This window comes from Larkinella sp. VNQ87, from assembly GCF_049445795.1.
In the GTDB taxonomy this organism is placed as follows: domain Bacteria; phylum Bacteroidota; class Bacteroidia; order Cytophagales; family Spirosomataceae; genus Larkinella.
The window spans coordinates 111,384-137,968 of the sequence record NZ_JBMSDT010000001.1 but is presented as its reverse complement, the minus strand read 5'-3'; the positions used below and the strand labels follow the sequence as shown (position 1 = coordinate 137,968).

Sequence of the window (26,585 nt, the reverse complement as noted above, 5' to 3'; positions counted from 1 at the left end):
CCGAATTTCGTAGCTTCGCCGTTCCAATCAGCGAACGAACATGAGTTTACCCAAAATATACCTGCGCCCGGGGCGGGAGGAGGCCATCCGGCGGTTTCATCCCTGGGTGTTTTCCGGGGCCGTTGCCCGAACGGAAGGCGACCCGCAGGACGGCGATGTGGTGGAGGTCGTGGATAAAAATGGCCGCTACCTCGCTACCGGCCATTTTCACAACGGTAGCATTCTGGTCCGAATTTTTTCGTTTCAACCCGTGGTACCCGATGTCGCCTATTGGACAGCCAAGCTAACCACGATCCGGACAATCCGAACCGCACTTCTGCCCCCCAATACCAATTGCTACCGGCTGGTCCACGGCGAAGGCGACGGTTGTACGGGCCTGATTATCGACCTGTACAACGGCGTGGCGGTTTTGCAGGCACATTCGATCGGGATGCACCGTGAGCGCAACCTGATTACCGAAGCCCTGAAAAATGTCTTTGGAGATGAACTTCGGGCGGTGTATGACAAAAGCGCCGAAACCCTGCCCGACGAGTACGCGGCCACCGTCCAAAACGCCTACCGCTACGGACTGGTGGAGGTTCCGCACAAGGTCGAAGAGAACGGACATACGTTTCTGGTCGACTGGATCAGCGGCCAGAAAACCGGTTTTTTCCTCGATCAGCGCGATAACCGGCAGCTACTGGCCCGGTATGCGGCCGGTAAAAAGGTGCTGAACGCCTTCTGTTATTCGGGCGGTTTTTCGGTGTATGCGCTCCAGGCCGGAGCGGCTCTGGTGCATTCCATCGATGCCTCGCAGAAAGCCATCGACCTGACCAACCGCAATGTGACGCTCAATGCGGGCGAAGGCGAAAACCGGCACGAAGCCTTTGCCGACGATGTGATGAAATACCTTCAGGCGCACGACCACCAGTACGATCTGATGGTGTTGGACCCTCCGGCCTACGCCAAAAGTCTGTCAGCCCGTCACCGGGCAGTTCAGGGCTACAAACGACTGAATGCCGAGGGGCTGCGCCGGGTTGCTAAAGGCGGTATTCTTTTCACGTTTTCCTGTTCGCAGGTGATCGACCGGGAACTGTTCTACAATACGATTGTGGCGGCTGCTATCGAAGCCAAACGCCAGGTGCGGGTTTTGCACCATTTAAGCCAGCCTGCCGATCACCCCGTCAATCTGTTTCATCCCGAAGGCGGTTATCTGAAGGGGCTGGTGTTGTGGGTCGAGTAGAAGTGCTACGAGGGGCGGGCGGTTTTTCGCGACCGGGTCTGTCCGTTCAGGCGGGTTTTGCCGGGTCCGGAAGGCAGGGTCGCCACGGGTTGGGTGGTGGGGGTCGCTTTTCCGACAAATTCCGCATCGATTTTATGCTTCCCGTTGTTGATCTGCACCTGCCCTTCAAATTCGGTTGCTTTTTTTCCGCCGATGCTGAGCGAACCAATCATGCGCTGCAATTGGCTGGGATCATAGCCTACCAAGTAAGACAGGAGCGAAACCGTCACGGCAAATTTGAAGTAGGAAGCCGCTGACATGCCCATGATGGAAGAAGGATCTTTGGTGTCGACGGGAATGGTAAAGGTGGCAATGTACGAACCCGCCACCAGAATCAGATACGCCAGTAAACCCCGGAACATCGATACGAGCGGGTGCTCGGTCATGTAAATCAGACTTCGGGATTCAAACGGGTCCAGTTCCAGTTCGCCTAGGTATCTTCGTTTGTTGTGGGCGCTTAAGTTGCTGGCAATCCCGCCGATCATCCCGGCCAGAGCCGCCATAATGGCGGCATTGGTGGGCGTAAAGGCCAATCCATGAACTAGCAGGTTTTGCCAATTAACCTGATTGCCCTTCAGAATCTGCAATTTGGATGCGTCGATGCTCATGCCAAAAATGAAGAGCATAAGCCAGCCAAGAAACAGGATCGTTCCAATCAACACCCGACTGTTGACGTAGTTACTGCCGGAAGCAAATAAAGTAGTTGTTTTCATAACGGGTAGGGTTTGTAAGAAAAGGTACGCATACTAGTTGCTCATTGTCAAGATAGTAGCGTAGAATCAGGTAGTATCACCCGGTCGAATCCGGTAAACTACGCTGTCGGTCGGCCCTTCGTTTAAACCCGGTTTTCCGGATCGCCTTCTGTCGGCAGGTTCGGCTGGTCGTGATAAACTCAAAACCGCCCTACGGAAGGCCGAACTGGCCGGTTCCGTGGGGCGGTTTTGAGTTGAACTTACTTCACTTCACCCGGAATGACAACAAGATCCCGGCGGAAATTATCGCGCAAAACCGCCATCGGGATGCGTTGACCGATGGTTTCTTCGGTCAGCAGGCGGTGCAGATCATCGACCGAGGTGACATTCTGGTGGTTAAAGCCAACAATAATGTCGCCCGGTTTGAGTTCCGTATTATAAGCCACGCCATCGGCTTCGGTGCTGACCACGACAACGCCGGTTTTGGCCGTCAGGTGGTTATACTGCTTGATGCGTTCGGTCAGATTGATGGGTTGCCCGGCAATGCCCAGATACCCCCGGCGAACCCGGCCGTGCAGGATGATTTTACCGGCCACCATAGCCGCCAGATTGGAAGAAACGGCGAAGCAAATACCCTGCGCGGGCAAGATTACGGCCGTATTGACCCCAATCACATCCCCCTGCGAATTTACCAGCGGACCGCCCGAGTTGCCCGGATTCAGGGAAGCATCAGTCTGAATAACATCATCGATCAACCGGCCGGATTCGGAGCGGAGTGTCCGGCCCAGGGCGCTGACTACGCCCGCCGTGACCGAATACTGAAAACCGTACGGATTCCCGATGGCAATCGCAATCTGGCCCACCTGCACCTGTTTCGAATCGCCGAACCGGATCGCTTTCAGACCATCCCCGTATACTTTGATCACGGCGATGTCGGTGGCCGGGTCGCGGCCAATCAGGGTGGCCTCAAAATCACGGCCATCCGGCAAGGCCACTTCAATCTTGGCCGCTCCCGCAACAACGTGGTTATTGGTAATCACGTAGCCGTCCGACGAAATGATAAACCCCGAACCCGTACCGCCTTCGGGTTGAGGGCGACCCCGGCCCGAAGGTGGATTTTCTTTCGGCCGACCGCTCACTTTGATCTGTACAATGGAGGGGCTTACTTTTTTTGCTACATTTACCACGGTATTGGAATACGCATCCAGTAAGGGGGCATCCGTATCGCCGATACTGCCCGGAATCGAGTCCAGACTAGGATCGGTAATCCACTGAAGTTCCATAATGATAATTTTGAGTTGTAAATACAACTTTCAAAAGTTGTACCAACCCTGAACACTGGTGAAGGAGCGACATTCTGTCAGTGTTGACCGTTAAATTACTTGTTCAGAAAATTTTGCGGAAATTTCGTCTTATTTGGCCTCATTCGGGTTTGTGATTAAACCGCTGGAGAAGGGACGGGCCGGTTTTCTCCAACGAAAGGCCACTTTCGACCATTGAATGCATGACTTTTGAAGCGTATCTGTCAGCGAAAAAAATTGATGAACACCGGTTCAGACAACAGGAACCCATCCGGTTTTCAACCTGGAAAACCGAGTTCGAGCAGCTTCATCCGGAAAGTTTTACCACCCAAAAAAAATTTTTGATCAACGAGATCCGTCGGAAATACCCGTACGCTGGATAAGGATTTGCAACGGTTCGGAGTTGGATTCGTAAAAATTTAACTACTTTTATTCACACTTAAAAAATCCTTTTTGAGGCTATATGCAGCAGTATGATTTTGCAATTGTCGGAGCCGGATACGCCGGTAGTGTGTTGGCCGAACGGCTGGCCCGCCAATCCGGAAAGAAGGTTCTGTTAATTGACAAACGCCCGCACATTGGTGGCAACGCGTACGATTATTACAATGAAGACGGCATTCTGATTCACCTCTACGGGCCGCATATCTTCCACACCAACTCGCCGGACGTATTTAACTACCTCTCCAATTTCACCGAATGGCGACCGTACGAACACCGGGTGCTGGCGTCGGTCGAAGGCCAGTTGTTGCCGATTCCGATCAACCTGGACACTGTCAACAAACTGTATGGCAAAAACTTTACCTCCGAAGAACTCGCCGAGTATTTCAAAACGGTCGGCGAACCCGTTGATGAGATCAAGACGTCTGAGGACGTGGTTGTTAGCCAGGTAGGACGTGATCTTTACGAAAAGTTTTTCAAGAATTACACCAAGAAGCAATGGGGCGTTTATCCGTCCGAACTCGATAAATCGGTAACTTCCCGGATTCCGACCCGCACCAACCGCGACGACCGGTATTTTGGTGACGAGTTTCAATCGATGCCGCTGCACGGGTTTACAAAAATGTTCGAGAAAATGGTCGATCATCCGAACATTACGCTCATGCTCAGCACCGATTTCAAAGACGTAAAAGACAGTTTGTCATACGATCAGTTAATTTATACAGGTCCGGTCGACGAATACTTCGATCATTGTTACGGGAAGCTGCCGTACCGTTCGCTCCGGTTTGAACACCAAACCCTGAACGAAGAGTGGCACCAACCCGTGGCCGTGGTCAATTACCCGAATGATCACGCTTACACCCGTGTGACGGAGTACAAGCACCTAACCGGGCAGGAACACCCGACCAAAACCAGCATTACGTTCGAATATCCGCAGGCCGAAGGCGATCCGTATTACCCGGTTCCGATGCCCGAAAATGCCGAGCTCTACCGCCGGTACAAACAACTGGCTGACCAGCAGGAAAACGTCCACTTCGTCGGTCGGTTGGGAACCTACCGGTATTACAACATGGACCAGGTAGTTGCACAGGCGTTGACGTTGTACAAAAAGCTGATTGGGGCCGATTCGCTGGCGGAAGCTGCCACCAGCAAGAATCCGGCTGCCTGACGGAATTTCGCTCAGTTTTTCAAAGCCATTTCCATCTTTCCGGCCTGCCAAGCGGGGCCAGATCGATTGGAAGTGGCTTTGGTATTTTACCGGAACGGAAGCGACTGCCGGAAAACGGACAGGCAGAGACGGTTTAGTCCCGAACCAACTCGTTCAGTTCAATCTGATCGAGGTAAGGTTCGAACGGATGTTGACTCCTCGACCGTTTGCGGCTTTGCTCGCGAAGCGAAAACAGATGCTGGAGTTCGTGATTGCCCTCGTAGTACTTGCTCTCACTGAAGTAAGCTTCGACTAAGAAATCATTCACGGCGTAAAGCCCAATGGTAAAGGGCGGGGAGCTTCGATTCATCAGATGCTGCCCATACCGCCAAAGCAGCTCGGCTTTTTCCGCAAGGGGCAGCCGGTTATATTCCAGTTGAGTTAGCATAGCCGTTTGGGCACAGTCAAATCGTGATTTGCTTTCTGAATTTTTGATACAGTTTACGTTTCCGGCTGATCAAAAGTAAGCTGTCGGGCACAAATCCCTTGCCAAAGTTAGCTAGCGGTTTTCTTAGTAAACTTGTTTTGTGAACAGTTGATAAATAGTGTTCAATGTAGAGTTATCGGTAACATCTATCAGGCAACGGGCGCGTCCTTACCGCCTTCGCGTTTTTTGGGGCGGTTTTTTTCCAGAAGATACTGCTGAAGCTTTTCTTCCAGTTCACCGGAGGAGATGTTGGCGAACAGTTCACCGTCGATCGCCAGGGAGATTCGGCCGGTTTCTTCCGAGATGGCGATAGCGGCTGCATCCGATACTTCACTTATCCCAATCGCTGCGCGGTGCCGAAAACCCGTCGAGGTTAACATCTCATCGTTTTCCGAAATGGGCAGAATACAGCGGGCGGCCCGGATGCGGTCGTCGGAAATGATAACGGCACCGTCGCGCAGGGGGCTGTATTGCCCGGCAATGGATAGTAGCAGGCGTTTGGAAACCATGGCATCCAGCCGGTCGCCGGTTTCGATGAATTTTTCCAGGTCGTCGTTCTTGCAGACGACGATCAGTCCCCCGGTAAATTCCGACGACATGGCTTTGCTGGCGTCCACAATCGGCTTGAGCGAAACCGCGGGTTCGTCGGGCACCGGCTGGCCGAGCCACCGCCTGAAAAACCGGCTATTGGCAATGTTGGTCGATTTACCGATGATGAGCAAAAACCGCCGGATTTCCTGCTGAAAAATAATAATCAGGGCCAGGGCGCCCACGCTGATGAAGTAACCGAGCAGCGTCGTCAACAATTCGAGCCCAATGGCTTTGGCCACCAGATACAACAGATAAACCAGGAGGTAGCCCAAAAATATCCGGCTGGCAATCGTGCCTTTAACGAGAAAGTAAATTTGATAAAGCAGAAATGCCAGCAGTAATACATCCAGCACATCCACCCATTCTATATCGAGAAAACCAATTTTCATACGAGAACTTATGTAGTTACTTGTTCATAGTTTATTGTTTATGGTTAAGTCTGACTTTTTCCGATCAACGTGTTAACCCGAAACTTTAAACCATAAACTATAAACTGTTTTTAACTGAGTACTTACTCTTCAGCGTTGTCAGGGTTAAAGCGTTTGTTGACAACTGGTGACCAATTTAATGACTTCTGTGGCTTCGCGCACATCGTGAACCCGTAAAATATCCGCGCCATTCAAAATAGCCAGCGTATTTAGCACCGTGGTGCCGTTCAAGGCCTCTTCCGGACGGATGTTCAGCGTGCGCCAGATGGTGGATTTGCGCGACAGACCCACCAGCACCGGAGCGTCGAACGTCTGAAAGGCAGCCAATTGGTTCAGTAGCTGGAAATTCTGTTCCGGCGTTTTGGCAAACCCGAATCCCGGATCGATCACCAGGTCGGTCTGGCCCAGTGCCCGGAGTTGCTGAACCTGTTGCTGAAGCTCAAACAACACGTCGGGTACCAGATGGGTGTAGGTGCTATACTGCGTCATGGTCTGCGGAGTGCCGCGCAGGTGCATCAGCACGTACGGAACGCCCAGAAGCACTACGGTTTCGAACATGGCCGGATCGAGCCTGCCGCCAGATACGTCGTTGACCATCACGGCACCGGCCTCCACGGCTTGCCGGGCTACGGAGGCCCGGAAGGTATCGACCGACAACCACACGCCGGGAAATGCCTTCAGAATGCCTTCAAAAACCGGCAAAACCCGGTCGGCTTCTTCTTCGGGCGAAACATCAGCCGCGCCGGGCCGGGTCGAATAACCGCCGATGTCCAGAAAAGTTGCGCCCTCGGCCAGCAGGGTTCTGGCCCGCTCAACGGCCTGATCTACCGACGGAAACCGACTGCCCGCGTAAAAGGAATCCGGGTTGATGTTCAGGATGCCCATCACGACGGGGAAGGTCAGGTCGAGAACATTTCCCCGGAGGTTGAGCGTTTTTTTTGTAACTTTCGGCATGAAATTAGCGGTCGTCCTGGGGGGCGGTTTCCCGCAAACGGACCAACGGGCTGCGGAAAATACCGGCCTGCCGACGACTGAAAACGGAAGATTCGAACGTATGGTGCAAACCGAAGCTCAATATCGGCAAGTGATTGAACTCTGCAAAGAGGTTTTTCAGAAAAAGAACAAAGACTACGGAACGGCCTGGCGCATCCTGCGGTTGCCGTCGATCACCGACCAGATTTTTATCAAGGCGCAACGCATCCGGACCTTGCAGGAACGCGGAACGCAGCGGGTGCAGGAGGGAGTCGTGCCGGAGTTTATGGGCATTATCAATTATTGCGTAATGGCCTTAATTCAACTCGAACTGGCCGACAGCGACGAGATGGAACTGCCCGCTGAAAGGCTGACCGACCTCTACGACCGACAGATGGGGCGGGTGATGGAACTATTGTTTGCCAAAAACCACGATTACGGGGAAGCCTGGCGCGACATGCGGGTCAGCTCGATGACCGATATCATTCTGATGAAACTGCTGCGGACGAAGCAGATCGAGGATAACGAAGGCAAAACGCTGATTTCGGAGGGCGTCGATGCCAACTACATGGACATGATCAACTATGCCGTGTTCTGTCTGATTAAATTAGGAATTGTAGATAGCTCTGTACCTGCATGAATGTAAGTAAACCCCAGCCCGTGACGGTCCGGGCAAGCGCCACCTGGCAGCGCGTTGTGGCGCAAATTGCCCGGTTTATCGTGGGCTTCATTTTTATCTTTTCGGGCCTGATCAAAATCAATGACCCGGTCGGAACGCAGATCAAATTCACCGAATATTTCGAAGTTTTTGCCCTCGATGTGCCAGCTTTGGCGGGCTTTTTTCACGGGTTGATTCCGTTTACGCTCATTTTGTCCGTCGCATTCTGTGCGGCCGAGGTGGTGCTGGGCGTGGCGCTGTTGCTGTCATACCGCATTAAGTTGACCTCCTGGGTGTTGCTGGCGCTGATTATCTTCTTTACGTTCCTGACGTTCTATTCGGCTTATTTCAACAAAGTTACCGACTGCGGCTGTTTCGGGGATGCGATCAAACTGAAACCGTGGACTTCGTTCGGGAAGGATATTTTTCTGCTGGTACTGATTCTGATCATTCTCTGGCAGCGGCACATCTTCCGCAATACGCGCACCGGTTTTCTGGTGGGGCTGGCGACGGTCATCTCCATCGGGATCGGTGTCTACGCCATTCAGCACCTGCCCCCGCTCGATTTGTTGCCGTACGCGGTCGGGAAGAGCATTCCGGCCCAGATGCAGCCTTCCGAGCCATTGCGGTTTTCCTACAAACTGGAAAAAGACGGCAAGGAATACGACTTTGAAAAATACCCCACCGATACCACCTACAAGTTCAAGGAAATGGTGTTGCTGAACGAGTCAGCCAAACCCAAAATTACGGATTACCGGGTCTGGAACGATGCGGGCGATTTTACGCAGGCCACGTTTGAAGGAACCAAACTGATGTTGATCGTGCGGGATGTGACCGACCTGAGCATCGGCGACATGCCTGCCATTCGGAAATTGATGAAGGGCGTGGACGAAAAAACCGTCATGCCGATGATTCTGACCTCGGTCAATGACGACGAAATCAATGGGTTCCGGCACGAATACCAGCTTTCGGTGCCAGTTTACAAAGCCGACGCGACCGTTCTGAAAACCATCGTTCGCTCGAATCCGGGCATCTGGCTGATTAGCGATGGTGTAGTCAAAGGCAAATGGCACCATACCGACACACCCACACCCGAAACCGTGATGGCGTTGGTCGGAAAAAAATAACGCAGCTCACACCGAGCGATTCGGAATGAAGAACATCTTTCTGGTCGGTATGCCGTCGTCGGGGAAAAGTACCCTCGGTCGACGGCTGGCCCGGCAATTGACCTATCGGTTTATCGATACCGACCGGCTGATTATAGAGGCCGAGGGCGGACGCAGCATCAACGACATTTTCCAGACCGACGGCGAAGCGTATTTCCGGGACGTCGAAAGCCGGGTTTTGCATACCATCGAGCCCGATACCCAACTGGTGGTGGCGACGGGGGGCGGAATGCCCTGCTTTCACGATAATATGGCCTATATTAAAAAAGCCGGTATCAGTATTTTTCTGGATGTGTCGCCCGAAGAATTGCTGGAGCGGATGCTCAAGCACAACCAGGATGACCGGCCACTGTTTAATCCGAAAGATCCGACGTTGCTTGAAAATCTGCGCCAGAAGTACAACGATCGCCGTTTTTTTTACACCCAGGCCGATTTGATCATTCCGGGAGAAGTGGCGGTGAAAGAACTGGCCGGGCAACTCGAACCGTACCTGTAGGCGGTCCGCTCGCTGGGATTTACAAGAAACTTTGGCGACTCCGGAACCATTTAAAACTTTCAATATGTATTCAAGACAGTTTGCTGTCACACACGGCTGTTTTAACTGGTGAATTGCGCCGTATACCTTTATGCTAGGAGCGAAAAAGTATCTGATTACTTGCCTGATCGGATGTTGGCCTTATTTATTGTATTCGCAACAATCTACTGATTCTACTTTACAACAGGCAACCCTGGAACGCTGTGTCCAGTATGCTCTTCAGCATCAGCCGGTTATCAAACAATCGGAGATTGATCAACAGATTGCCGAACGATCCATTCGCAGTGCTCTTTCGGCCTGGTTGCCGCAGATTTCCGGCGCGTATAACCTGAATCATTACCTGAAACTCCCGGTTTCGCTTTTTCCCAACTTCAACAATCCGACCTCGCCCGAACGGGTTCCGGTGACGGTTGGGGTGGCCAATCAGTCGAACATCCAGTTTACCCTGAGTCAGAATATCTTCAACCGCGACGTGCTGCTGGCCAGCCGGACGGCCAATACCTATCGGTTGCAGGCCCGGCAGAACCTGGTCGACAATCAGATTGATGTTACGGTGAACGTCAGCAAAGCGTTTTATGACTTGATCCTGACGCAGAAACAGGTTGACATCCTCAATGGCGATATTGCCCGGCTGGAACGCAGTTTGCAGGATGCAACCAACCAGTACCAAAGCGGGTTGGTGGACCGGACTGATTACAAACGAGCCGCGATTGCGCTCAATAACTCGCGGGCGCAACGGAAACAGGCGCAGGAGCAGGTGAATGGTAAGTCGCAGTATTTAAAGCAGTTGATGGGCTATCCGCCAGCCGCCGACCTTCAACTGACCTACGATACGTTGCAACTCGCCAACGAAGTTTACCTCGACACCAACCAGTTTGTCAGGCCCGAAAGCCGGATCGAATACCAGTTGCTTCGTACCCAGCAGGACTTGCTGAAAGCTAACATTACCTACAACCGCTGGGCGTATCTGCCGACGGTTTCGGCTTCGGCCAACTACAATTTCGTTTATCAGAACAACGAATTTGCCAAACTCTACAGCCGAAATTTCCCCACCTCGCTCGTCGGCCTAACCATCGCCTTGCCCATTTTCCAGGGTGGTCGGCGGGTGCAGGAAATCCGTATTGCCGAACTGCAACTCCAGCGTTCGCAGTGGGATTTAACCAACCTGTCCAACGTCGTGAACACGGAATACCAGCAGGCGCTGGCGAATTACAAGGGCAACCTGGCAAATTACCGGGCCTTGCAGGAGAACCTCGATCTGGCGAATGATGTATACCGGGTCATTCAGTTACAATACCGTTCCGGGGTGCGGGCCTACCTCGATGTGATCATCGCCCAGAACGATCTTCGGACGACCCAGTTGACGTATTTCAATGCGCTGTATCAGGTGCTGGTAAGCAAACTGGATGTTCAGCGGGCACTCGGAACCGTGCCGATTTCTCAACCATAAACTATGCGTTTCCCGATTTACCCATCAGTTGGAATGAAAAGAATAATGAGTTTGCTGGCCGTACCGGTCGTTATGCTGGTTTTGCTGACGGCCTGCGGTGGCGATAAAAAACCGGCTCAACAAGGCCCTCCGCCCCCCACGGCCGTGGCCGTCACAGAAGCCAGCCAGGGCAATGCCGCCTACTATGACGAATACCCGGCTACGGTAACGCCCCTCAATCAGGTCGAAATCTACCCGCAGGTATCCGGTTACATTACCGGTGTTTTTTTCACGGAAGGGCAGGTGGTGACGAAAGGTCAGAAGCTGTACGAGATCGACCAGCAACAGTATCAGGCTAATTACGACGAAGCGGTGGCGAATGTCAATGTCGCGCTGGCGAACCTGAATCGGGCGCAGAAAGATGCTGACCGCTACCAGACCCTGGCGAAGCAGGACGCCATTGCCCGCCAGGTGGTCGATAATGCCGAAGCCACGCTCGAATCGGCGAAAATGCAGGTGGCAGCCGCCCGGGCCAACGTGGCCCGGGTTTCGACCAGTCTGAAGTATTCAACCATCAAAGCGCCGTTGACCGGAACCATCGGCATCTCCCAAGTAAAGCTGGGAGGGGCTGTTTCCCCCGGCCAGACGCTGCTGAACACCATTTCGGCCGATGACCCGATTGCCGTCGATATTTCCGTCGATGAAACCGAAATTTCGCGTTTTGTCCGGCTGCAAAACCGCAAGGTGAGCGACTCGACCTTTGTATTCGTTCTGCCCGACGGAACGCCCTACGAGGCTTCGGGCCGGATCGGCATCATCGACCGGGCCGTAGATCCGCAAACCGGAACGCTTAAAGTCCGGCTGTTTTTCAATAACCGGCAAAAAATGCTGAAATCCGGCATGAACGGCAACGTTCGGGTCCTGAACAGCGAATCGGGCCGGCGGCTGCTGATTCCGTACAAAGCCGTTACGGAGCAGATGAGCGAATATTTCGTCTACGTTGTCGGCGACAGCAGCAAAGTTTCACAGCGTAAAGTGGCCCTCGGTAACCGGATTGGGCCGAACGTCGTGGTACGGGATGGGTTGCGGGAAGGTGAAAAAATTGTGACAGAAGGAATTCAAAAACTACGGGAAGGGGCAGTGGTCAAAGTTGTTCCGGATTCAGCCTCGGTCGCAAAGGCGGCAGCGACGGCTCCGGCAGCGACCAGTCAAACCCGTTAATCAGCGTTAAAAGATGTTTGCCAATACGTTCATCAACCGACCGGTTACGGCGGTCGTTATTTCCATTGTTATCGTGCTGCTGGGGGTGCTGGCCATCTTTAACCTGCCCGTCGGTCAGTATCCGGACATCACGCCCCCGGTCGTCCAGGTGACGGGAACCTATACCGGTGCCGACGCCCAGACGGTGGAGCAGACCGTGGCGACCCCCATCGAAACCCAGGTCAACGGAACGCCGAATATGCTGTATTTGCAAAGCAACAGCACCAGCGATGGCCGAATGACCATGAACGTGACGTTTGATGTCGGAACCGACGTGAACATTGCGGCCCTTGACGTGCAAAACCGGGTCGGCATTGCCCAGCCGCAATTGCCTTCGGAAGTGACCCGCCTGGGGCTAACGGTACGTAAGCGGAACCCGAGCCTGTTCATGCTGGTGGCCATTTACTCGCCCAACAAAACCCACGGTGTTTCGTTTCTGGACAACTACGCCAACATTTTTATCCGGGATGCGCTGCTGCGGGTTGAAGGAGTCGGGGATATTTTCTCCCGTGCCGACGATTTCAGCATGCGAATTTGGCTGCAACCCGACAAATTGGCACAACTGGGCATGACACCCGCCGATGTGGTGGCGGCTTTGCAAGAACAAAACCTTCAGGTGGCCGCCGGTTCGGTGGGAGCGCCCCCGCAACCCTCGTCGCAGGCGTTTGAGTATACGGTTTTTACTAACAGTCGCTTGAGCAAAGAAGACGATTTTCGGCAGATCATCGTTCGGAGCAATCCGCAAAACGGTTCGATTGTGTACCTGAAAGACGTGGCCCGGGTGCAGTTAGGCAAGTTCAGTTACGTCAGCAACTCGTTTGTCGATGGAAACCGGGCGTCGTATCTGCTGCTGTACCAATTGCCGGGCAGCAATGCCCTGTCGACAGCCAAAGGCGTCTACGCAGCCATGGAGGAGTTGAAAAAATCATTCCCCAAAGACGTTGATTACGTGGTGCCTTTCGAATCGGTGTCGGTCGTGCAGGTGTCGGTCGAGGAGGTGGTGGAAACCCTGCTGGAAGCCCTAGCGCTGGTGATTGTCGTGGTGTTTCTGTTTCTGCAAAACTGGCGGGCTACGCTGATTCCGGTGCTGGCGATTCCGGTTTCGATTCTGGGGACATTTGCCTTCTTCATTCCGCTCGGGTTTACCATCAATACCCTGACGCTGTTCGGTTTTGTTCTGGCGATCGGGATTGTGGTGGATGACGCCATTGTGGTGGTGGAAGCCGTCCAGCATTACATCGACCACGAGCGAATATCGGCGAAGGAAGCCACCCGAAAAGCCATGCGCGACATTTCGGGTCCGGTGGTTGCCATCGCGCTGATTCTGGCAGCCGTGTTCGTGCCAGTCGGTTTCATTCCCGGCATTGTCGGGCGACTCTATCAGCAATTTGCCATCACCATCGCGGTTTCGGTGCTGCTGTCGGCCTTTGTGGCGCTCTCACTGACGCCGGCGCTCTGCGCCTTGATGCTGAAACCGACCACGACCAACGAAAAATCGAAGGGACTGGGCTGGTTTTTCTTCCGGTTTAATAAGTGGTTCGACCGGACCAGCAACTCATACAGCAAAGGTGTAAACCGGTTAATTAAATCGTCGCCCCTGGTCCTAATCCTGCTGGCCTGTCTGTTTGTCGGAACCGGGTTGTTGTTCAAAAGCAAGCCGACCGGTTTTATTCCGACCGAAGATGAAGGCCGGGTGATCATCACGTTTGAAATTCCGGAAGCGGCTTCGACGGCCCGAAGCCTTCAGGTGCTGAACCAAATCATGAAGACGCTCGATCAACAACCGTTCATCGACCACTACGCGGCCCTGGGTGGTTTGAACGCCGTGACGTTTGCCAGTAAGTCGAACAGCGGAACCGTATTTACGAAGCTGAAACCCTGGGATGAACGGCAGGACAAATCGGTGCAGATCGACTCGGTGGTGGCCAAGCTGCAACGTGCTTTTGCACCGATCAAGGAGGCCAGTGTCGTCGTGATTCAGCCCCCGGCCATACCCGGTTTGGGGCAAACGGCCGGTTTTACCTTTGAAATCGAACAGCGGGAAAGTACGGATGATGTGCGGGCGTTCGACCGGGTGGTGCAGAACTTCCTGGCCGAAGTCAACAAGCGCCCCGAAATTGCGCGGGCCTTCACGTATTTCACCTCAAAAACCCCGGCTTTCCGGGTCGATGTCGACCGGGAGAAATGTAAGATAGGGGTAAATGTTAGTGAAGTTTACACCACCATGCAGACGTATCTGGGAAGTGTTTACGTGAACGACTTCATCATTTACGGGCGGAAATTCCGGGTGGTGGCGCAGGCCGATACCGCCTATCGCTCCGATATTCAGCAACTGAACCGGTATTTTGTTCGAAACCGGGCAGGGGGCATGGTGCCGCTGAGCACAGTCATCAAAACCCAGGTGATTGAAAATGCACCCCTGATTTCGCATTATAACCTGTTCCGGTCGGTCGAGATCAACGGGAGTCCAAAACCGGGGTACAGCAGCGGGCAGGCCATCGATGCACTGCAGGAAGTGGCGGATAAAGTGCTTCCGGCGGGCTACGGTTACGACTTTTCTGGCTTGAGCCGGGAAGAAATCAGTTCGGGCTCCAGCTCGGTGTATATTTTCGGCTTGTCCATTCTGTTCGTTTTCCTCTTTTTGGCCGCACTTTACGAAAGCTGGTCGGTCCCGTTCGCGGTGCTATTTTCCGTGCCCATTGGGGCCTTCGGAGCCATCCTGACGCTCACCCTGATTCCGTACCTGAGCAACAACGTCTATGCCCAGATTGGATTGATCACGCTGATTGGTCTGGCGGCCAAGAACGCCATTCTGATTGTGGAGTTTGCCAAGGAACGGGTTGATCGGGGCGTCGATCTGATGGAGGCAACGCTCGAAGCCGTTCGACTGCGGCTCCGGCCGATCATCATGACTTCGCTGGCGTTTATTCTTGGCGTCTTGCCGCTAGTGTTTGCGAGTGGTGCCGGGGCTGTTGCCCGGAAAACGATCGGTTGGACGGTATTTGGCGGGATGTTGGCGGCTACGTCGCTCGCGATCTTTGTGGTGCCGGTGTTGTTCGTCGTGATTACCCGATTAGCCTATGGCAAGAAAAAACTGGCGGAACTGAAAGAACAGGCAAAAAAGCCGGAACAGCAATTGCAGGAAAACGACGGGGTGGCACTTTAACCGGGGCTTATAACACCCGGAGATCGCTGCAAAACTCCCGGCGTAACTGAATCAGCGCTAGCCGTGTCCAGGTCTTTACCGTTCCCAAGGGAAGTTGGAGCTTCTGAGCCACCTCTTGCTGGGTGTATCCCTGGAAATAAAGTAGATCGATTACTTGCCAATGTCGCGGGTCCAGCGTCGTATGAACAACCTCACTGAAACCGATGTACCCGACGTTATCGAGGGTAGTACTCAGACCGGGCAGGTAATCATCCACCGGTAATTCGATCTGTTCGGCTTTCTTGCGGGAACGCAGGTGATCGAAGGCGGTATTGCGCGTAACATTCAGAAGCCAGGTGAACAAACGGCCTTTCGAGGGGTCGTGGCGATGGATGTTTTTCCAGACTTTGACAAACGTATCCTGGAGTAAATCCTCGGCTTCCGCTTCGTTTTTGAGAATCCGGTTCAGAACGCCGAGCAAAGTTGCAGCATACCGATCGTACAAATGACTGAAGGCCACACGGCTGTGCGCTTTTAAACCTTCAATCAACTCGATTTCGGCATCGGAAGTAAATGGCTTTTTCAAATGGCTGATCGATTGCGACGTTGAGCGACCATCGGGGGCTGGTAGAAACTACCCATCAATAGCCATGACCCCTATTTAACCTGATTTACATAAAATTGTTAGGAGAGCCAGGTTTCTATTTTTGGAAATCCGTAAAAATACTCGTTAAAAACGTCCGGAGCTCGCTGATTATCAGCGAGCTCCGGACGTTTCAAGAAAGTTGGTAAGCTTTAAAAAAATACACCCGTCGAAAGAGTGATGTTGATCATCTGACTGTCAATTTGGGCCGAAGGGGATTGACTGACAACATTTACTGCGTAGGGACTATAAGCCGATTTTAGCGTATTGTAGGTGCCGCTTACATCGGCAAAAAAACGATCCGAACGGAATCCAAGGCCGCCCGAGATCAGCAACTTCGCACGATCCAGGTCACGATACGCTTCCTTGTAAGGGTCAGGGAGGTAAGCAACACCGGCCCGGAAACGCATCAGGGATGCCCGGATCTCGGCACCGACCCGGAAGTTGACCACGTTGTTGTACGTGCCCCGAACGCTTTGCTTGACATCGTTTTTGAACGCGTTGTTATCCTGCGTGGAACTATAGGCATCGGTTGTGGTCCGCATGCCCTGGTAACCGACATAATCGGCCGAAGCCGTGATAAATCCGATCTTGCTTTCTCCCAAAAAGTAGGTAAAGCCGGCCGAAGCCCGGAAAGGGCTTGTCAGCGAATAATCGAAGTCGTTCGGAACGATGTCAATGCTTTGGTTATCCGGTGTAAAACCAACCGTTTGCCCGTTTTCAACGCGCGGAATGTTAACCGCATCCGTGAAAACTCTGGAAGTGAATGATTCCCTGACCGAGTAGAAGGTAGGGGTTGAGGCAGTGACGCCTAGCTGTAGACTGGGGTCGATCTTGTAGATGATACCCAACGCTACGTTGATTCCGTTACCGGTTACGGTAAAATTGTCGGTTTGGCCGACGCTGCGGAAGATTTGCCCGCCCACAAAATTTTCGCGGTAGTCGTTGTCGAAATCATACCGGATTCGGGTCAGACCCAGGGAGGCACCAATGTAAAATTTGTTATCGAGATTCCCGGCATAGGCGATGGTCCATTGGGAAGTAGCTCCTGATGACGAAAACGTATTGCGTTGATCAGTGGGTAAAAACCGCTGGTTCTGCGGATACAGCGGACTTTCGTCAAACCGGTTATAGCTGGTCGGTCGGCTCGGGTCCGGATCGATCAGGTACAACTGGTACGCAGCTGCCGAAGTAAAGTTGGCCTGGTTGTCGGGAGCCGGGAAATACTGCTGATCCATTTGCTCTCCGGTTAAGCCCCGGCTGTTGGCATCTTCGACGTAGGAATCGACAATTGAACTGGCGGAGTTTCGGCCCTGAAAGGAAAACAGATTGGTGAAACTAGCCTGCCGGTTGTAGGTGATTCCGAGGGCGGTGCGCTGCCAACGGCGGTTGTCGTTCTGGCGGCTCCCGGCCAGAATTAGACCAAAATGAGCAATGTTGGGGTTTACTTTGCTTTCGGAAAGCGTTTGATTAATGTAGCGGGCGTCGGTACTCAGGATGTTGATAGAAGGGCTTAAGCTGAACTCCGACCGGTTATAGAAACCTAGTCCGGCCGGATTTCCGAATACTGAACTGGCGTCCCCGCCCAGACTGGCGTGATTTCCGCCGAGGCCCCGCATCCGGGCGGTTCCGGTTTGGGTTACTTCCGAATACCGAAAGGCATCGCCAGCGTAGATGTCACCCTGGCCAAAAGCGGCCCCTGCGTACAGGAGCAGCCCCGCAAGACAAAGACTATTTTTCATAAAAGTGTATGCTAAAAATGAAAACCATGGGTTGGAATTGCCTGCCACTAAGCCAGCGAACTATAGATGCAAGTAAGGGGGCTTTGGTTTAAACAAACCCTGAAAAATCCCTTTTAGTTTGCGTATAGCAGTACTTCGCCCCGATAATACAACGAAAAAGCCCGTCGATTGTAAGAACCAACGGGCTTTTTATTTTTTCAGATGATCATCCGGCATTCGTTAACGGGGTCCGCGTGAACCGCCACCTCCGCCGGAAGAACCTCCGCCGATCGATGAACCGCCACCGCCCCGGCTGCCCCCGCTTGAGGGTGAGCTGAAGCTCGGTTGGGAAGGCGGGCTGTAACTGCGCTGCGGAGCTTCAAACGAACGGCTGGGTTGCTGATACGTCCGCTGCGGAGCGCTGTATTGCGGGGCGCTGTACCGGGCTCCAGTATTTCCAGACGGTGCGGTATAACTTCCGCGGCTATTTTGCCGGGGAGCCGAATAATAATCGGCGGTGCTTGGCGCCGAATAGCTGGGTGCCGACGACGGACGGGTCAGTGCATTCGCCCGGCCATTGCTGCTGCTGGTGCTTCCTGACTCGTTGTAGTAATACGTCCCCCGGCTATTGGCACGACCCGTTCCGTAGGAGCTGCTGTTGACCACCCCATTGTTCGTGTTGTTCGGACGGCTGTAATAGGCGTTGTTTGAGGTAGTTGCATCCGCCGACCGACGGCCACCGTTGTTGTTATTGTACGTCCGGGGTGTGTTGACGAAATCGCTGTTGTAGCGGTCGCGACTGGTTCCACTGCGGGCACCGTAGCGGACGTTTCGACTCGCTCCAATGTTGTCGTAGTTGTTAACAACGACTATCGGGCGACCAAAACCGCCATAACCACCGTAGAAGTAGGGGTTATAGAAACTGTTGAATCCATAGCCGTAACCGAAGGGGGAGAAGAACGGATCGTAGAAGCCACCGCCGTAGAAGGGACTATACGCGTAAGCTCCACCCCAAAACGGATCGTAGAAGGAGCTATAGCGCCAGCTATTGAAACCACCCCAGCCCCAGGGCGACATGCCCAGACCGATACCCAGGCTCAGACCGCCGTAGAATGGACTGTTCCAGCCCCAGCGGTTCCAGGTCGAGTTCATCATGGCCATGTTATAACCGTTGGCAAAACCGTTGTTGTAGGCGTTGCCGGAATCCCAGCCCGGATCGGGTGAAATACCGCGCGTTACTTTACGAGCCGATACTTCGCTGTAATATTCATCATCAGCCAGTCCCGATTGACCGTTGTAATCCGGGTTGGCGTTGAATTTGCTTTCTTCGTACCGCTGGGATGCTGTACGATCAAACTGCCGTTTCTCCTTGGCCGTTGAGGCATAAACCGGAGCGTCGGAAGATGACCCGTAGAGGTCATCATACTCTCCCGCGTTCTGGGCGGTCTGTTTACTGGAGCTACAGCCCCAAAAGCCGATCGCAGCCAGTAACGTGAGGTATTTCCAGGTATGTAGCACTTTCATGGTGTTGTGGTGATAAAAGGTTGTAGGGACCCATCCTAGCTAAAACACAGAAGCCGGCAAAATGATTACAATTCGGCCGCTTGATTACAAATATAGGATAAAAACCTATCTTTGCAAGCTTCTCAAAACATTAGACCCACATTTCTAGGTGAAGGTTTAATCGCCTTCATAAAATATTTCCGTCAGACATGGCAAAAGCAATTCCTTCGCGTTCCGAGAATTATTCCGAGTGGTATAACGAGTTGATCAAACGGGCTGATCTGGCCGAAAATTCGGCAGTTCGGGGCTGTATGGTGATCAAGCCGTACGGCTTTTCAATCTGGGAAAAAATGCAGCGGGCATTGGACGATATGTTCAAAGAAACCGGCCATACCAACGCCTATTTTCCGTTGTTTATCCCGAAATCGTATCTCAGCAAAGAGGCTTCGCACGTAGAAGGGTTTGCCAAGGAATGTGCCGTGGTAACGCATTACCGCCTGAAAAATGCTGAGGATGGTTCCGGGGTCATCGTTGATCCGGAAGCTAAACTGGAAGAGGAATTGATCGTACGGCCCACCTCGGAAACCGTGATCTGGAGTACGTACAAAAACTGGATTCAGTCGTACCGCGACCTGCCGCTGCTGATCAACCAATGGGCCAACGTCGTGCGCTGGGAAATGCGGACCCGGATTTTTCTGCGCACGGCCGAGTTTCTCTGGCAGGAGGGCCATACCGCCCACGCAACAGCCGAAGAAGCACAGCAGGAAACCCGGCAAATGCTCGATGTATACGCAACCTTCGCCGAGGAGTGGATGGCGCTGCCGGTTATACGCGGGGCCAAAACGCCGAACGAGCGTTTTGCCGGGGCTGACGATACGCTCTGCATTGAAGCCATGATGCAGGACGGGAAAGCGCTTCAGGCCGGAACCTCGCACTTTTTGGGTCAGAATTTCGCCAAAGCTTTTGATGTGAAGTTCTTAACCAAAGATAACCAACTCGACTACGTTTGGGGTACATCCTGGGGTGTCAGCACGCGGCTTATGGGAGCGTTGATTATGGCCCATTCCGACGACGACGGGCTGGTACTACCGCCGAAACTGGCACCGATCCAGGTCGTCATTGTCCCGATTTTCCGGAACGACGAACAACTGGCGCAATTGTCCGAGAAAATCAACCCGTTGATCAAAGAACTTCGCAAAGTCGGCATTTCCGTCAAATACGACACCAGCGACGCCAACAAGCCCGGCTGGAAATTTGCGGAGTACGAACTCCGGGGCGTTCCGGTCCGGCTGGCCATGGGCATGCGGGATTTGGAAAATAACACCGTGGAGATTGCACGCCGGGATCTGAAAACAAAAGAAACCATTTCGGTCGACGGACTGGTGGCTCATATCCAGGCGTTGCTCGACGAGATTCAACAAAACATTTACCAGAAAGCGTACCGCTTCCGGCAGGAAAACACCTTCCGGGTCGATACCTATGACCAGTTTAAGGAGCAACTTGAAAAAGGCGGTTTTCTGCTGGCCCACTGGGATGGTACTTCCGAAACCGAAGACGCCATTAAGGAAGAAACCAAAGCAACCATCCGCTGCATTCCGTTTGATACGGAACCGGAAGAGGGCGTTTGCATCTACAGCGGAAAACCCTCAAAGCAGCGAGTAATCTTCGCAAGAGCTTATTAAGAGTATAAGAGTTAAGAGTTAAGAGTTAAGAGTTAAGAGTTGCGCTGCGACTTGTGGACGCGTCAGCCAACTCATAACTCTTAACTCTTAACTCCAAATGGGGAACGTTGGCTCAAATAATCGCACCTCGATGAACGACTTTCCGCGAGTTTGGGTAGTTTTGGGCACACACAACCAATTTTTTTATGGCACAAGCAAAAGCTGGGGATACGGTGCAGGTGCACTACACCGGCAGAAAAAACGATGGAACCGTATTTGATTCGTCCAGTGGCCGGTCGCCCCTCCAGTTTCAGGTAGGCAGCGGTATGGTGATCCGGGGTTTTGATGAGGGCGTGAAAGGCATGGAAATCGGCGAAGCCAAAACCGTCCGGATTCCGGTCGAAGATGCCTACGGTCCGTCGAGCCAGGATATGATTTTTGAATTTGATCGCTCGCTGATTCCCGACGACATTGAGCTGGAAATCGGCATGACCCTCAATATGCACCAGGATGGCAATCCACAAGCCATTCCGGTCATTGTTCGGAATGTAACGGCAACCTCGGTGACGCTCGACGCCAATCATCCGCTGGCGGGCGAGGAGTTAATTTTCGATATCGAACTGGTAGGGATCAATTCCTAATCGTACCCGTACCCACGGACTTTAGTCCGTGTTTTTTAGCTAGAAATTTTGAATAGCCAAGAAAAAACACGGACTAAAGTCCGTGGGTACTACAGGTTCACCCAGGCGGATACTTTGATGGCAAACGTCGAGATGTTTGGGTTGTCTCGATACGTTAACCGGTGGATGGCATCGACACGAAAGATTTTGAAAATGTTGTCGATGCCATAACCCACTTCGACATAGGGTGCCCGACCCAGCGACTGAAAACCCAGCACCGGCTGGCCTGCTTCGTTGGTAGGCGGAATCAGGGCAGTATTGGCGTTGCTTACGCCCCCCATCAAAATCGCTCCCGTACCCAAAAACCGCCATTTCAACCGACGGATGGCCGGAATCCGGTTAAAGAACAACCCTTCAAAGTTGTGTTCGACAAAAGCCCCAGCGTAGCGGTCGGTCACAAATTCAAAGAAATTCATCAGGTTATACGAATTCTCGACCCGAAAAAAGGTCTCGTTTCCCAACGGCATGTACAGGAGCGGATACGGGATGGTCGACGGAATGTAGCCCGCATTGATCTGGTAGCGAGTACGGCCCAGCACGCCCATTCGGAACGAGTGTTTCAGGTTCAACGCAAAGCGGTGGTAGCTGAAGTCGCCGTGCAGCACATTTTTCAGTCCGAGCTGATAGCGGAATGTAATCACGGGGTTGTTGCTTCCCTCCACACTAAACCGGTCGTTATTATTCTGGATCATCAGCGAGCCGGGTGCAAACCGGGTTTCGAAGACCAACTCGGTGGTGCGATATTGACTGGCTGTGATCTGGTCCGGTTGATTGATCGTGTAGGCAAACGGAAACAGGGGCTCAAAGGACCGCTTCCGCAGGCTGATGGTCTGGGTAATGCCCTTACCAAGTTCGCTCCGAATGTAAGTGTTCTGAAGTTCCTGCATGTACGGGCGTCGGAGCGTTCCGAATCGGGTATAGGCCGCAAAAAGCGTGTTTCCGCCGAGGTTTTCGGAAGAGGCCCCCAGGCGTTCGATGTCGTAACTTTTCGAAATCCCGGCAATAGTATAAGGCTTTTTCCGAACGACATAATCGACATTCATACCGTATTTAAACTGCTCGTCGCGGGTACCGTAAGCCAGGTAACCGCCCAGAATCCAGCGTTTACTGAAACCGGCGTTGGTCCGCAGCCCGAGCCGAAACCGGTGTCCTTCCACGTTGTTGAACGCATACGAATTCAGCAGTGGCCCCACATCGAGGTGAATCGGGCCGAGTGGATAATAGCCGACAACCGTCAAGTTTACAATTTCCCCCAGCACCTTCATAAAGGGAACGTTTCGAACCGAATCGACTACTTCAAAGGCCCGTAACTCGGTAGCACTCAACCCCTGTGGTCGGATGGTTTGCCAGAAGGCCGGCGATTTTTCGCTGTAGTTTTCTGCCAGTTCGAGTGGCGGTTCGTAAAATTTAGGCTCTTTAGGCTGGTTGACCCGCACGTTCTGGGCTGCAACGTAAAACCGGACCAACGCGCCGGGGGCGTTGGGCGTAGGTTCGTCCGTATCGATCAAAAGCTGCGTTAAAACCGGGAATCGTACGCGGGTGGTCTGCGTACTGTCGTCCAGTTCCTCCCATTCCTGTTCGATCCGGATCTCATCGACGAAATTAATGTTGGCCCGCTGGTCGATTTTGGCGTCGATCTGCGCCAGCCCCAGGCGGGTGGTGTCAATCCAGACCGTACCGGCGAATGCCAGGTCGGCCGAGCGTTTCGGCTCAAAATCAATCTGATAGCAAAGTGTTCCGCCGACATCGACGGTATCGACCAACCGGAAGGTGTAAATCGCCTGCCAGGCTTGCCCAAGCGGAGAAGGGAGGTCTTTACGAAGCAGGCTAATGTAATTCCGGTAAAAATTGTATTGCTGGAAGGAGGAGCCGGTAAGCTGGGCTGCAACTCCGCCATCGCTGATGCCGACACCCGACGCCCGGCTTTTCAGGATTCGTTCTTTCGTCTTGAGGGGGCTGGTTTTTTGGTAATACTCCGAATAGGTTTCCGAAACGTATACCGGAACCGCCGGTTTTCCTTCACTATCGTAAATCGCCGGTAATTTGGACAAAAGGCGGCCGACGGGGCCGGGTTTGCGTCCTTTCTTGCGCTGATTGGCAAAATTATTGACGTAAGCTTCTACTTTTGAATAACTTTCGTACTGAAATGCCGTCAGTTGGTCCGGATCGAACTGATCGCGTCGGCGAATCGTTTCCCGGATGATGCGGTAGGCCGGATCACCCCCTTTGGCGTAAATCCGAACTTCCTGCAATTTCGTCGCCGAGGACAGCAGGGATGCATTGATGGTTTGAGCGGGAGCGGACGTAAGCCGGTACGCCCGGGTTTGGTAGCCCAGGCTGGAAAATAGCAGTGAATCACCGATTTGGGTGGTGGTCAGTGAATAGGTTCCGTTTTCGTTGGAAGTCGTTCCTGAGGTTTTTCCTTTAACCGCAACGTTTACGAAGGGAATACCCTCGCCCGTAGCCGCGTCGGTGATACGGCCGCTGATTTTGTACACGGTCTGAGCAAAAACCGGTGAAATGAGTGCATTCAGAATAACCAGAAGTAAACCGAACCGCCCTCGTAGAACGTGCTTCATTCGTTGATGGTGGAGTATGAGTATCACTCGCTTAACACAAAAGTAGTCAACAGAGTTTACCAGGTAATGGAATTTAGTTTAATTGGAGATGAATCGCCAAAATATCTAGATGAATCACCGGAAAAGTCCTATTAAACGTTTTGATAACGGCGTAAATACGTAAGACTTAGACGAAATAAATCATTTTTTGTCACAAATTCTTACCTTGTTTTTTTGTAGATCTGAAACCATCAAATGCTCACCGACATATCACCCCTTAACCGTACGCGGGAATACGCGGAAACGTTGCTGGAGGCTTTGCCCGACACGTTTGTTTACCATGATTTGAAGCACACCCGCCAGGTGGTAGAAGCGGCCGGACTAATTGGGAAACAGGCAAATCTGAATCCGGAGGAATTGGAAGAAGCCCAGATGGCGGCCTGGTTGCACGACATCGGATACACCCGCCAATGCCAGCAGCACGAAGAAATTGGGGTTGAAATTGCCCGTCCCTTTCTGGAGTCGTTAGGGATTGGCCCTGAACGGGTTCAGTCGGTTGTTGATGGGATTTTGGCAACCAAGCTGCCCCAGAAACCGCACAGCCGAGTGGCCGAGGTGGTTTGTGATGCGGATATGTTTCACCTGAGCACCGACTTGTTTTTTGAACGAAGCGAGCTGATGCGTCAGGAGATGAAACACACCACCGGAAAAATCAGTCGGAAAAAATGGATGCAGGGCTCCATTGCGCTGATGGAAAACCATCATTATTTTACGGACTATGGAAAGACGGTTTTGACGCCCCAAAAAGAAAAAAATCTGAAGAAAGCGCGCCGGAAACTGGCCGAACTCGAAGCCGAAGATGGCGAGCCAACACCGACGGACAGTGTTCAGACCAGCACTGAGCCCAAAAAGAAACGACCGGATCGGGGTATCGAAACCATGTTTCGAGTAACATCGCAAAACCACTTTCAGCTCAGCGCGATGGCCGATAATAAGGCCAATATCATGATTTCGGTCAATACGATCATCGTTTCGCTCATCGTCAGCATCCTGATCCGAAAGCTTGAGGAGTGGCCCCAGTTAATCCTTCCGACCGTCATGCTGACGATCAGTTGCCTGCTCGCAACCATTTTTGCCATTCTGGCTACCCGGCCTACCATCACCAGCGGGCGGTTTTCGAAAGAAGATATTCACCAGAAGCAGGCTAACCTGCTGTTTTTCGGGAATTTCCATAAAATGGAGCTGACCGATTACGAATGGGGCATGCGGGAAATGATGAACGACGCCGATTTTCTCTATAACAGCATGACCCGTGATATTTATTTCCTCGGCAAGGTTCTTGGGAAAAAATACCACCTGCTCCGAATTTCCTACACCATTTTTATGTTCGGTTTTGCAGCATCCGTGCTGGCTTTTGGCGTAGCGGCCTATTTCTTTCCGGTTCGCTAAAGCCGTCTTTTTACTTCCATACCATGCAGACGATTCAATGCTATTGCCTTGTTCTCCTTGGATTGCTGGGCGCTTGCAACGCCAAAAAAACGGACGAGACCCAAAACGATACACCCGGTGAACGGCTGACGGTTCCGTACGACCTGAATAGTCCGGCCCGGCGGTTTACCCTGCCCGCCGAACTGGAAGAAGTGTCGGGTCTGGCTTACTATAAATCCAATCAATTGCTCTGTGTGCAGGATGAAATTGCCGTTGCCTACATCTATGACCTGAACAGGAAGCAGATTGCCGATTCGTCAGTATTTGGCAATTATGGTGATTACGAGGGGATTGAGTGGGTGAAAAACGAAATCTACACCTTGAAAAGCAACGGCGACCTGTATCATTTCAAGCCGTTCTCCAAGCAGATTGCCCGCATCCCGACCGATTTGCCGGGCAAAACGGAGGTCGAAGGGCTGGCCTACGACCCGGAAAGTGACCGGCTGATGATTGCGGTAAAAGAAGGTGCCAAGAAAGACGAGAAGGTCGTTTATATGTACGACCTGAAAACGAAAGTGGTCTTTAAAGGACTAACACTTAAAGAAAGTGCGCTGAAAGAAGCCGGTATCGATGCCGGGAAATTCAAACCGTCGGGGCTAGCTGTTCATCCCAAAACCGGCGACTTTTATTTCCTGACGGCTGTCGGGAAAAGGCTGGTGATCGTCAACCGAAAAGGACGCATTGTCGCGTCTGAACCGCTGGACTCGAAACTCTTCCGTCAACCCGAGGGCATTTGCTTCGCCCCCGATGGCACGCTCTACATTGCCAGTGAAGGGGCCGGAAAAGCTGGCTATATTCTGGAGTTTGCGAACCAGCCGTAA

Annotated in this window: 21 protein-coding genes; 12 read left to right on the top strand and 9 right to left on the bottom strand. The window is 52.7% G+C overall.

All coding sequences use genetic code 11. The features are described 5' to 3' along the window. Positions 1-40 precede the first annotated feature (40 nt). The gene (locus ACO2Q8_RS00605) at positions 41-1,222 is read left to right on the top strand and encodes a class I SAM-dependent rRNA methyltransferase (protein ID WP_423342830.1); all 1,182 of its coding nucleotides are present in this window, start codon (positions 41-43) and stop codon (positions 1,220-1,222) included. 5 nt (positions 1,223-1,227) lie between these two features. Here ACO2Q8_RS00605 and ACO2Q8_RS00600 read toward each other — a convergent pair whose 3' ends face one another. Both ACO2Q8_RS00600 and ACO2Q8_RS00595 read right to left on the bottom strand, forming a co-directional pair. After that, positions 1,228-1,974, bottom strand: coding sequence for a hypothetical protein (locus ACO2Q8_RS00600; protein ID WP_423342829.1), 747 nt, complete (start codon positions 1,972-1,974; stop codon positions 1,228-1,230). 239 nt (positions 1,975-2,213) lie between these two features. Continuing rightward, positions 2,214-3,236 carry a S1C family serine protease gene (locus tag ACO2Q8_RS00595; protein ID WP_423342828.1) on the bottom strand — a complete coding sequence of 341 codons (1,023 nt, stop codon included), beginning with the start codon at positions 3,234-3,236 and terminating at the stop codon, positions 2,214-2,216. Between the two features lie 481 nt (positions 3,237-3,717). Here ACO2Q8_RS00595 and glf point away from each other — a divergent pair, with 481 nt between their 5' ends. Further along, on the top strand, positions 3,718-4,860 hold the full coding sequence (glf, locus tag ACO2Q8_RS00590; RefSeq protein ID WP_423342827.1) for a UDP-galactopyranose mutase: 1,143 nt from the start codon (positions 3,718-3,720) through the stop codon (positions 4,858-4,860). Positions 4,861-4,993: 133 nt separating this feature from the next. Here the strand turns inward: glf and ACO2Q8_RS00585 are convergent, their stop codons facing one another. The 3 genes from ACO2Q8_RS00585 to folP all read right to left on the bottom strand — a co-directional run bounded on the left by ACO2Q8_RS00585 (position 4,994) and on the right by folP (position 7,299). Beyond that, entirely contained in the window at positions 4,994-5,287 is a 294-nt protein-coding gene (locus tag ACO2Q8_RS00585; RefSeq protein WP_423342826.1) for a hypothetical protein, read from the bottom strand. 188 nt (positions 5,288-5,475) lie between these two features. Then, entirely contained in the window at positions 5,476-6,306 is an 831-nt protein-coding gene (cdaA, locus tag ACO2Q8_RS00580) for a diadenylate cyclase CdaA (protein ID WP_423342825.1), read from the bottom strand. 144 nt (positions 6,307-6,450) lie between these two features. Then, positions 6,451-7,299, bottom strand: coding sequence for a dihydropteroate synthase (folP, locus tag ACO2Q8_RS00575; protein WP_423342824.1), 849 nt, complete (start codon positions 7,297-7,299; stop codon positions 6,451-6,453). Positions 7,300-7,399: 100 nt separating this feature from the next. Between folP and ACO2Q8_RS00570 the strand changes: the two genes are divergently transcribed. From ACO2Q8_RS00570 to ACO2Q8_RS00545, 6 genes are all read left to right on the top strand, one after another. Beyond that, positions 7,400-7,957 (top strand): DUF1599 domain-containing protein, encoded by a 558-nt coding sequence (locus ACO2Q8_RS00570; protein ID WP_423343228.1) that lies wholly within the window; start codon positions 7,400-7,402, stop codon positions 7,955-7,957. After that, positions 7,954-9,102, top strand: a complete 1,149-nt coding sequence (locus tag ACO2Q8_RS00565) for a BT_3928 family protein (RefSeq protein WP_423342823.1) — start codon at positions 7,954-7,956, stop codon at positions 9,100-9,102. Before ACO2Q8_RS00570 ends, ACO2Q8_RS00565 begins: the two co-directional genes overlap by 4 nt. A 25-nt stretch (positions 9,103-9,127) precedes the next feature. Continuing rightward, the gene (locus ACO2Q8_RS00560) at positions 9,128-9,637 is read left to right on the top strand and encodes a shikimate kinase (protein WP_423342822.1); all 510 of its coding nucleotides are present in this window, start codon (positions 9,128-9,130) and stop codon (positions 9,635-9,637) included. Positions 9,638-9,767: 130 nt separating this feature from the next. Then, positions 9,768-11,126, top strand: a complete 1,359-nt coding sequence (locus ACO2Q8_RS00555) for a TolC family protein (RefSeq protein ID WP_423342821.1) — start codon at positions 9,768-9,770, stop codon at positions 11,124-11,126. A 33-nt stretch (positions 11,127-11,159) separates the two neighbouring features. Next, entirely contained in the window at positions 11,160-12,326 is a 1,167-nt protein-coding gene (locus ACO2Q8_RS00550; protein ID WP_423342820.1) for an efflux RND transporter periplasmic adaptor subunit, read from the top strand. 13 nt (positions 12,327-12,339) lie between these two features. Beyond that, positions 12,340-15,531: an efflux RND transporter permease subunit gene (locus ACO2Q8_RS00545; RefSeq protein WP_423342819.1), complete on the top strand. Its 3,192-nt coding sequence runs from the start codon at positions 12,340-12,342 to the stop codon at positions 15,529-15,531. A gap of 7 nt (positions 15,532-15,538) precedes the next feature. Here the strand turns inward: ACO2Q8_RS00545 and ACO2Q8_RS00540 are convergent, their stop codons facing one another. From ACO2Q8_RS00540 to ACO2Q8_RS00530, 3 genes are all read right to left on the bottom strand, one after another. After that, a complete protein-coding gene (locus tag ACO2Q8_RS00540; RefSeq protein WP_423342818.1) occupies positions 15,539-16,096 on the bottom strand; it encodes an RNA polymerase sigma factor in 558 nt (185 codons plus the stop codon). Between the two features lie 209 nt (positions 16,097-16,305). Further along, complete coding sequence (locus tag ACO2Q8_RS00535; protein WP_423342817.1) at positions 16,306-17,895, bottom strand: hypothetical protein; 1,590 nt, start codon at positions 17,893-17,895, stop codon at positions 16,306-16,308. 219 nt (positions 17,896-18,114) lie between these two features. Then, positions 18,115-19,398 carry a hypothetical protein gene (locus ACO2Q8_RS00530; RefSeq protein WP_423342816.1) on the bottom strand — a complete coding sequence of 428 codons (1,284 nt, stop codon included), beginning with the start codon at positions 19,396-19,398 and terminating at the stop codon, positions 18,115-18,117. Positions 19,399-19,586: 188 nt separating this feature from the next. On the opposite strand from ACO2Q8_RS00530, the gene proS reads away from it, so the two are divergent. Then, a complete protein-coding gene (gene proS / locus ACO2Q8_RS00525; RefSeq protein ID WP_423342815.1) occupies positions 19,587-21,059 on the top strand; it encodes a proline--tRNA ligase in 1,473 nt (490 codons plus the stop codon). A 185-nt stretch (positions 21,060-21,244) separates the two neighbouring features. Continuing rightward, complete coding sequence (locus ACO2Q8_RS00520; RefSeq protein ID WP_423342814.1) at positions 21,245-21,679, top strand: FKBP-type peptidyl-prolyl cis-trans isomerase; 435 nt, start codon at positions 21,245-21,247, stop codon at positions 21,677-21,679. Positions 21,680-21,768: 89 nt separating this feature from the next. On the opposite strand, the gene ACO2Q8_RS00515 is transcribed toward ACO2Q8_RS00520, so the two are convergent. Beyond that, positions 21,769-24,297 carry a DUF5686 family protein gene (locus ACO2Q8_RS00515; protein WP_423342813.1) on the bottom strand — a complete coding sequence of 843 codons (2,529 nt, stop codon included), beginning with the start codon at positions 24,295-24,297 and terminating at the stop codon, positions 21,769-21,771. Positions 24,298-24,531: 234 nt separating this feature from the next. Here ACO2Q8_RS00515 and ACO2Q8_RS00510 point away from each other — a divergent pair, with 234 nt between their 5' ends. Next, positions 24,532-25,725, top strand: a complete 1,194-nt coding sequence (locus ACO2Q8_RS00510; RefSeq protein WP_423342812.1) for a Pycsar system effector family protein — start codon at positions 24,532-24,534, stop codon at positions 25,723-25,725. Positions 25,726-25,748: 23 nt separating this feature from the next. Next, positions 25,749-26,585 carry an SdiA-regulated domain-containing protein gene (locus tag ACO2Q8_RS00505; protein WP_423342811.1) on the top strand — a complete coding sequence of 279 codons (837 nt, stop codon included), beginning with the start codon at positions 25,749-25,751 and terminating at the stop codon, positions 26,583-26,585.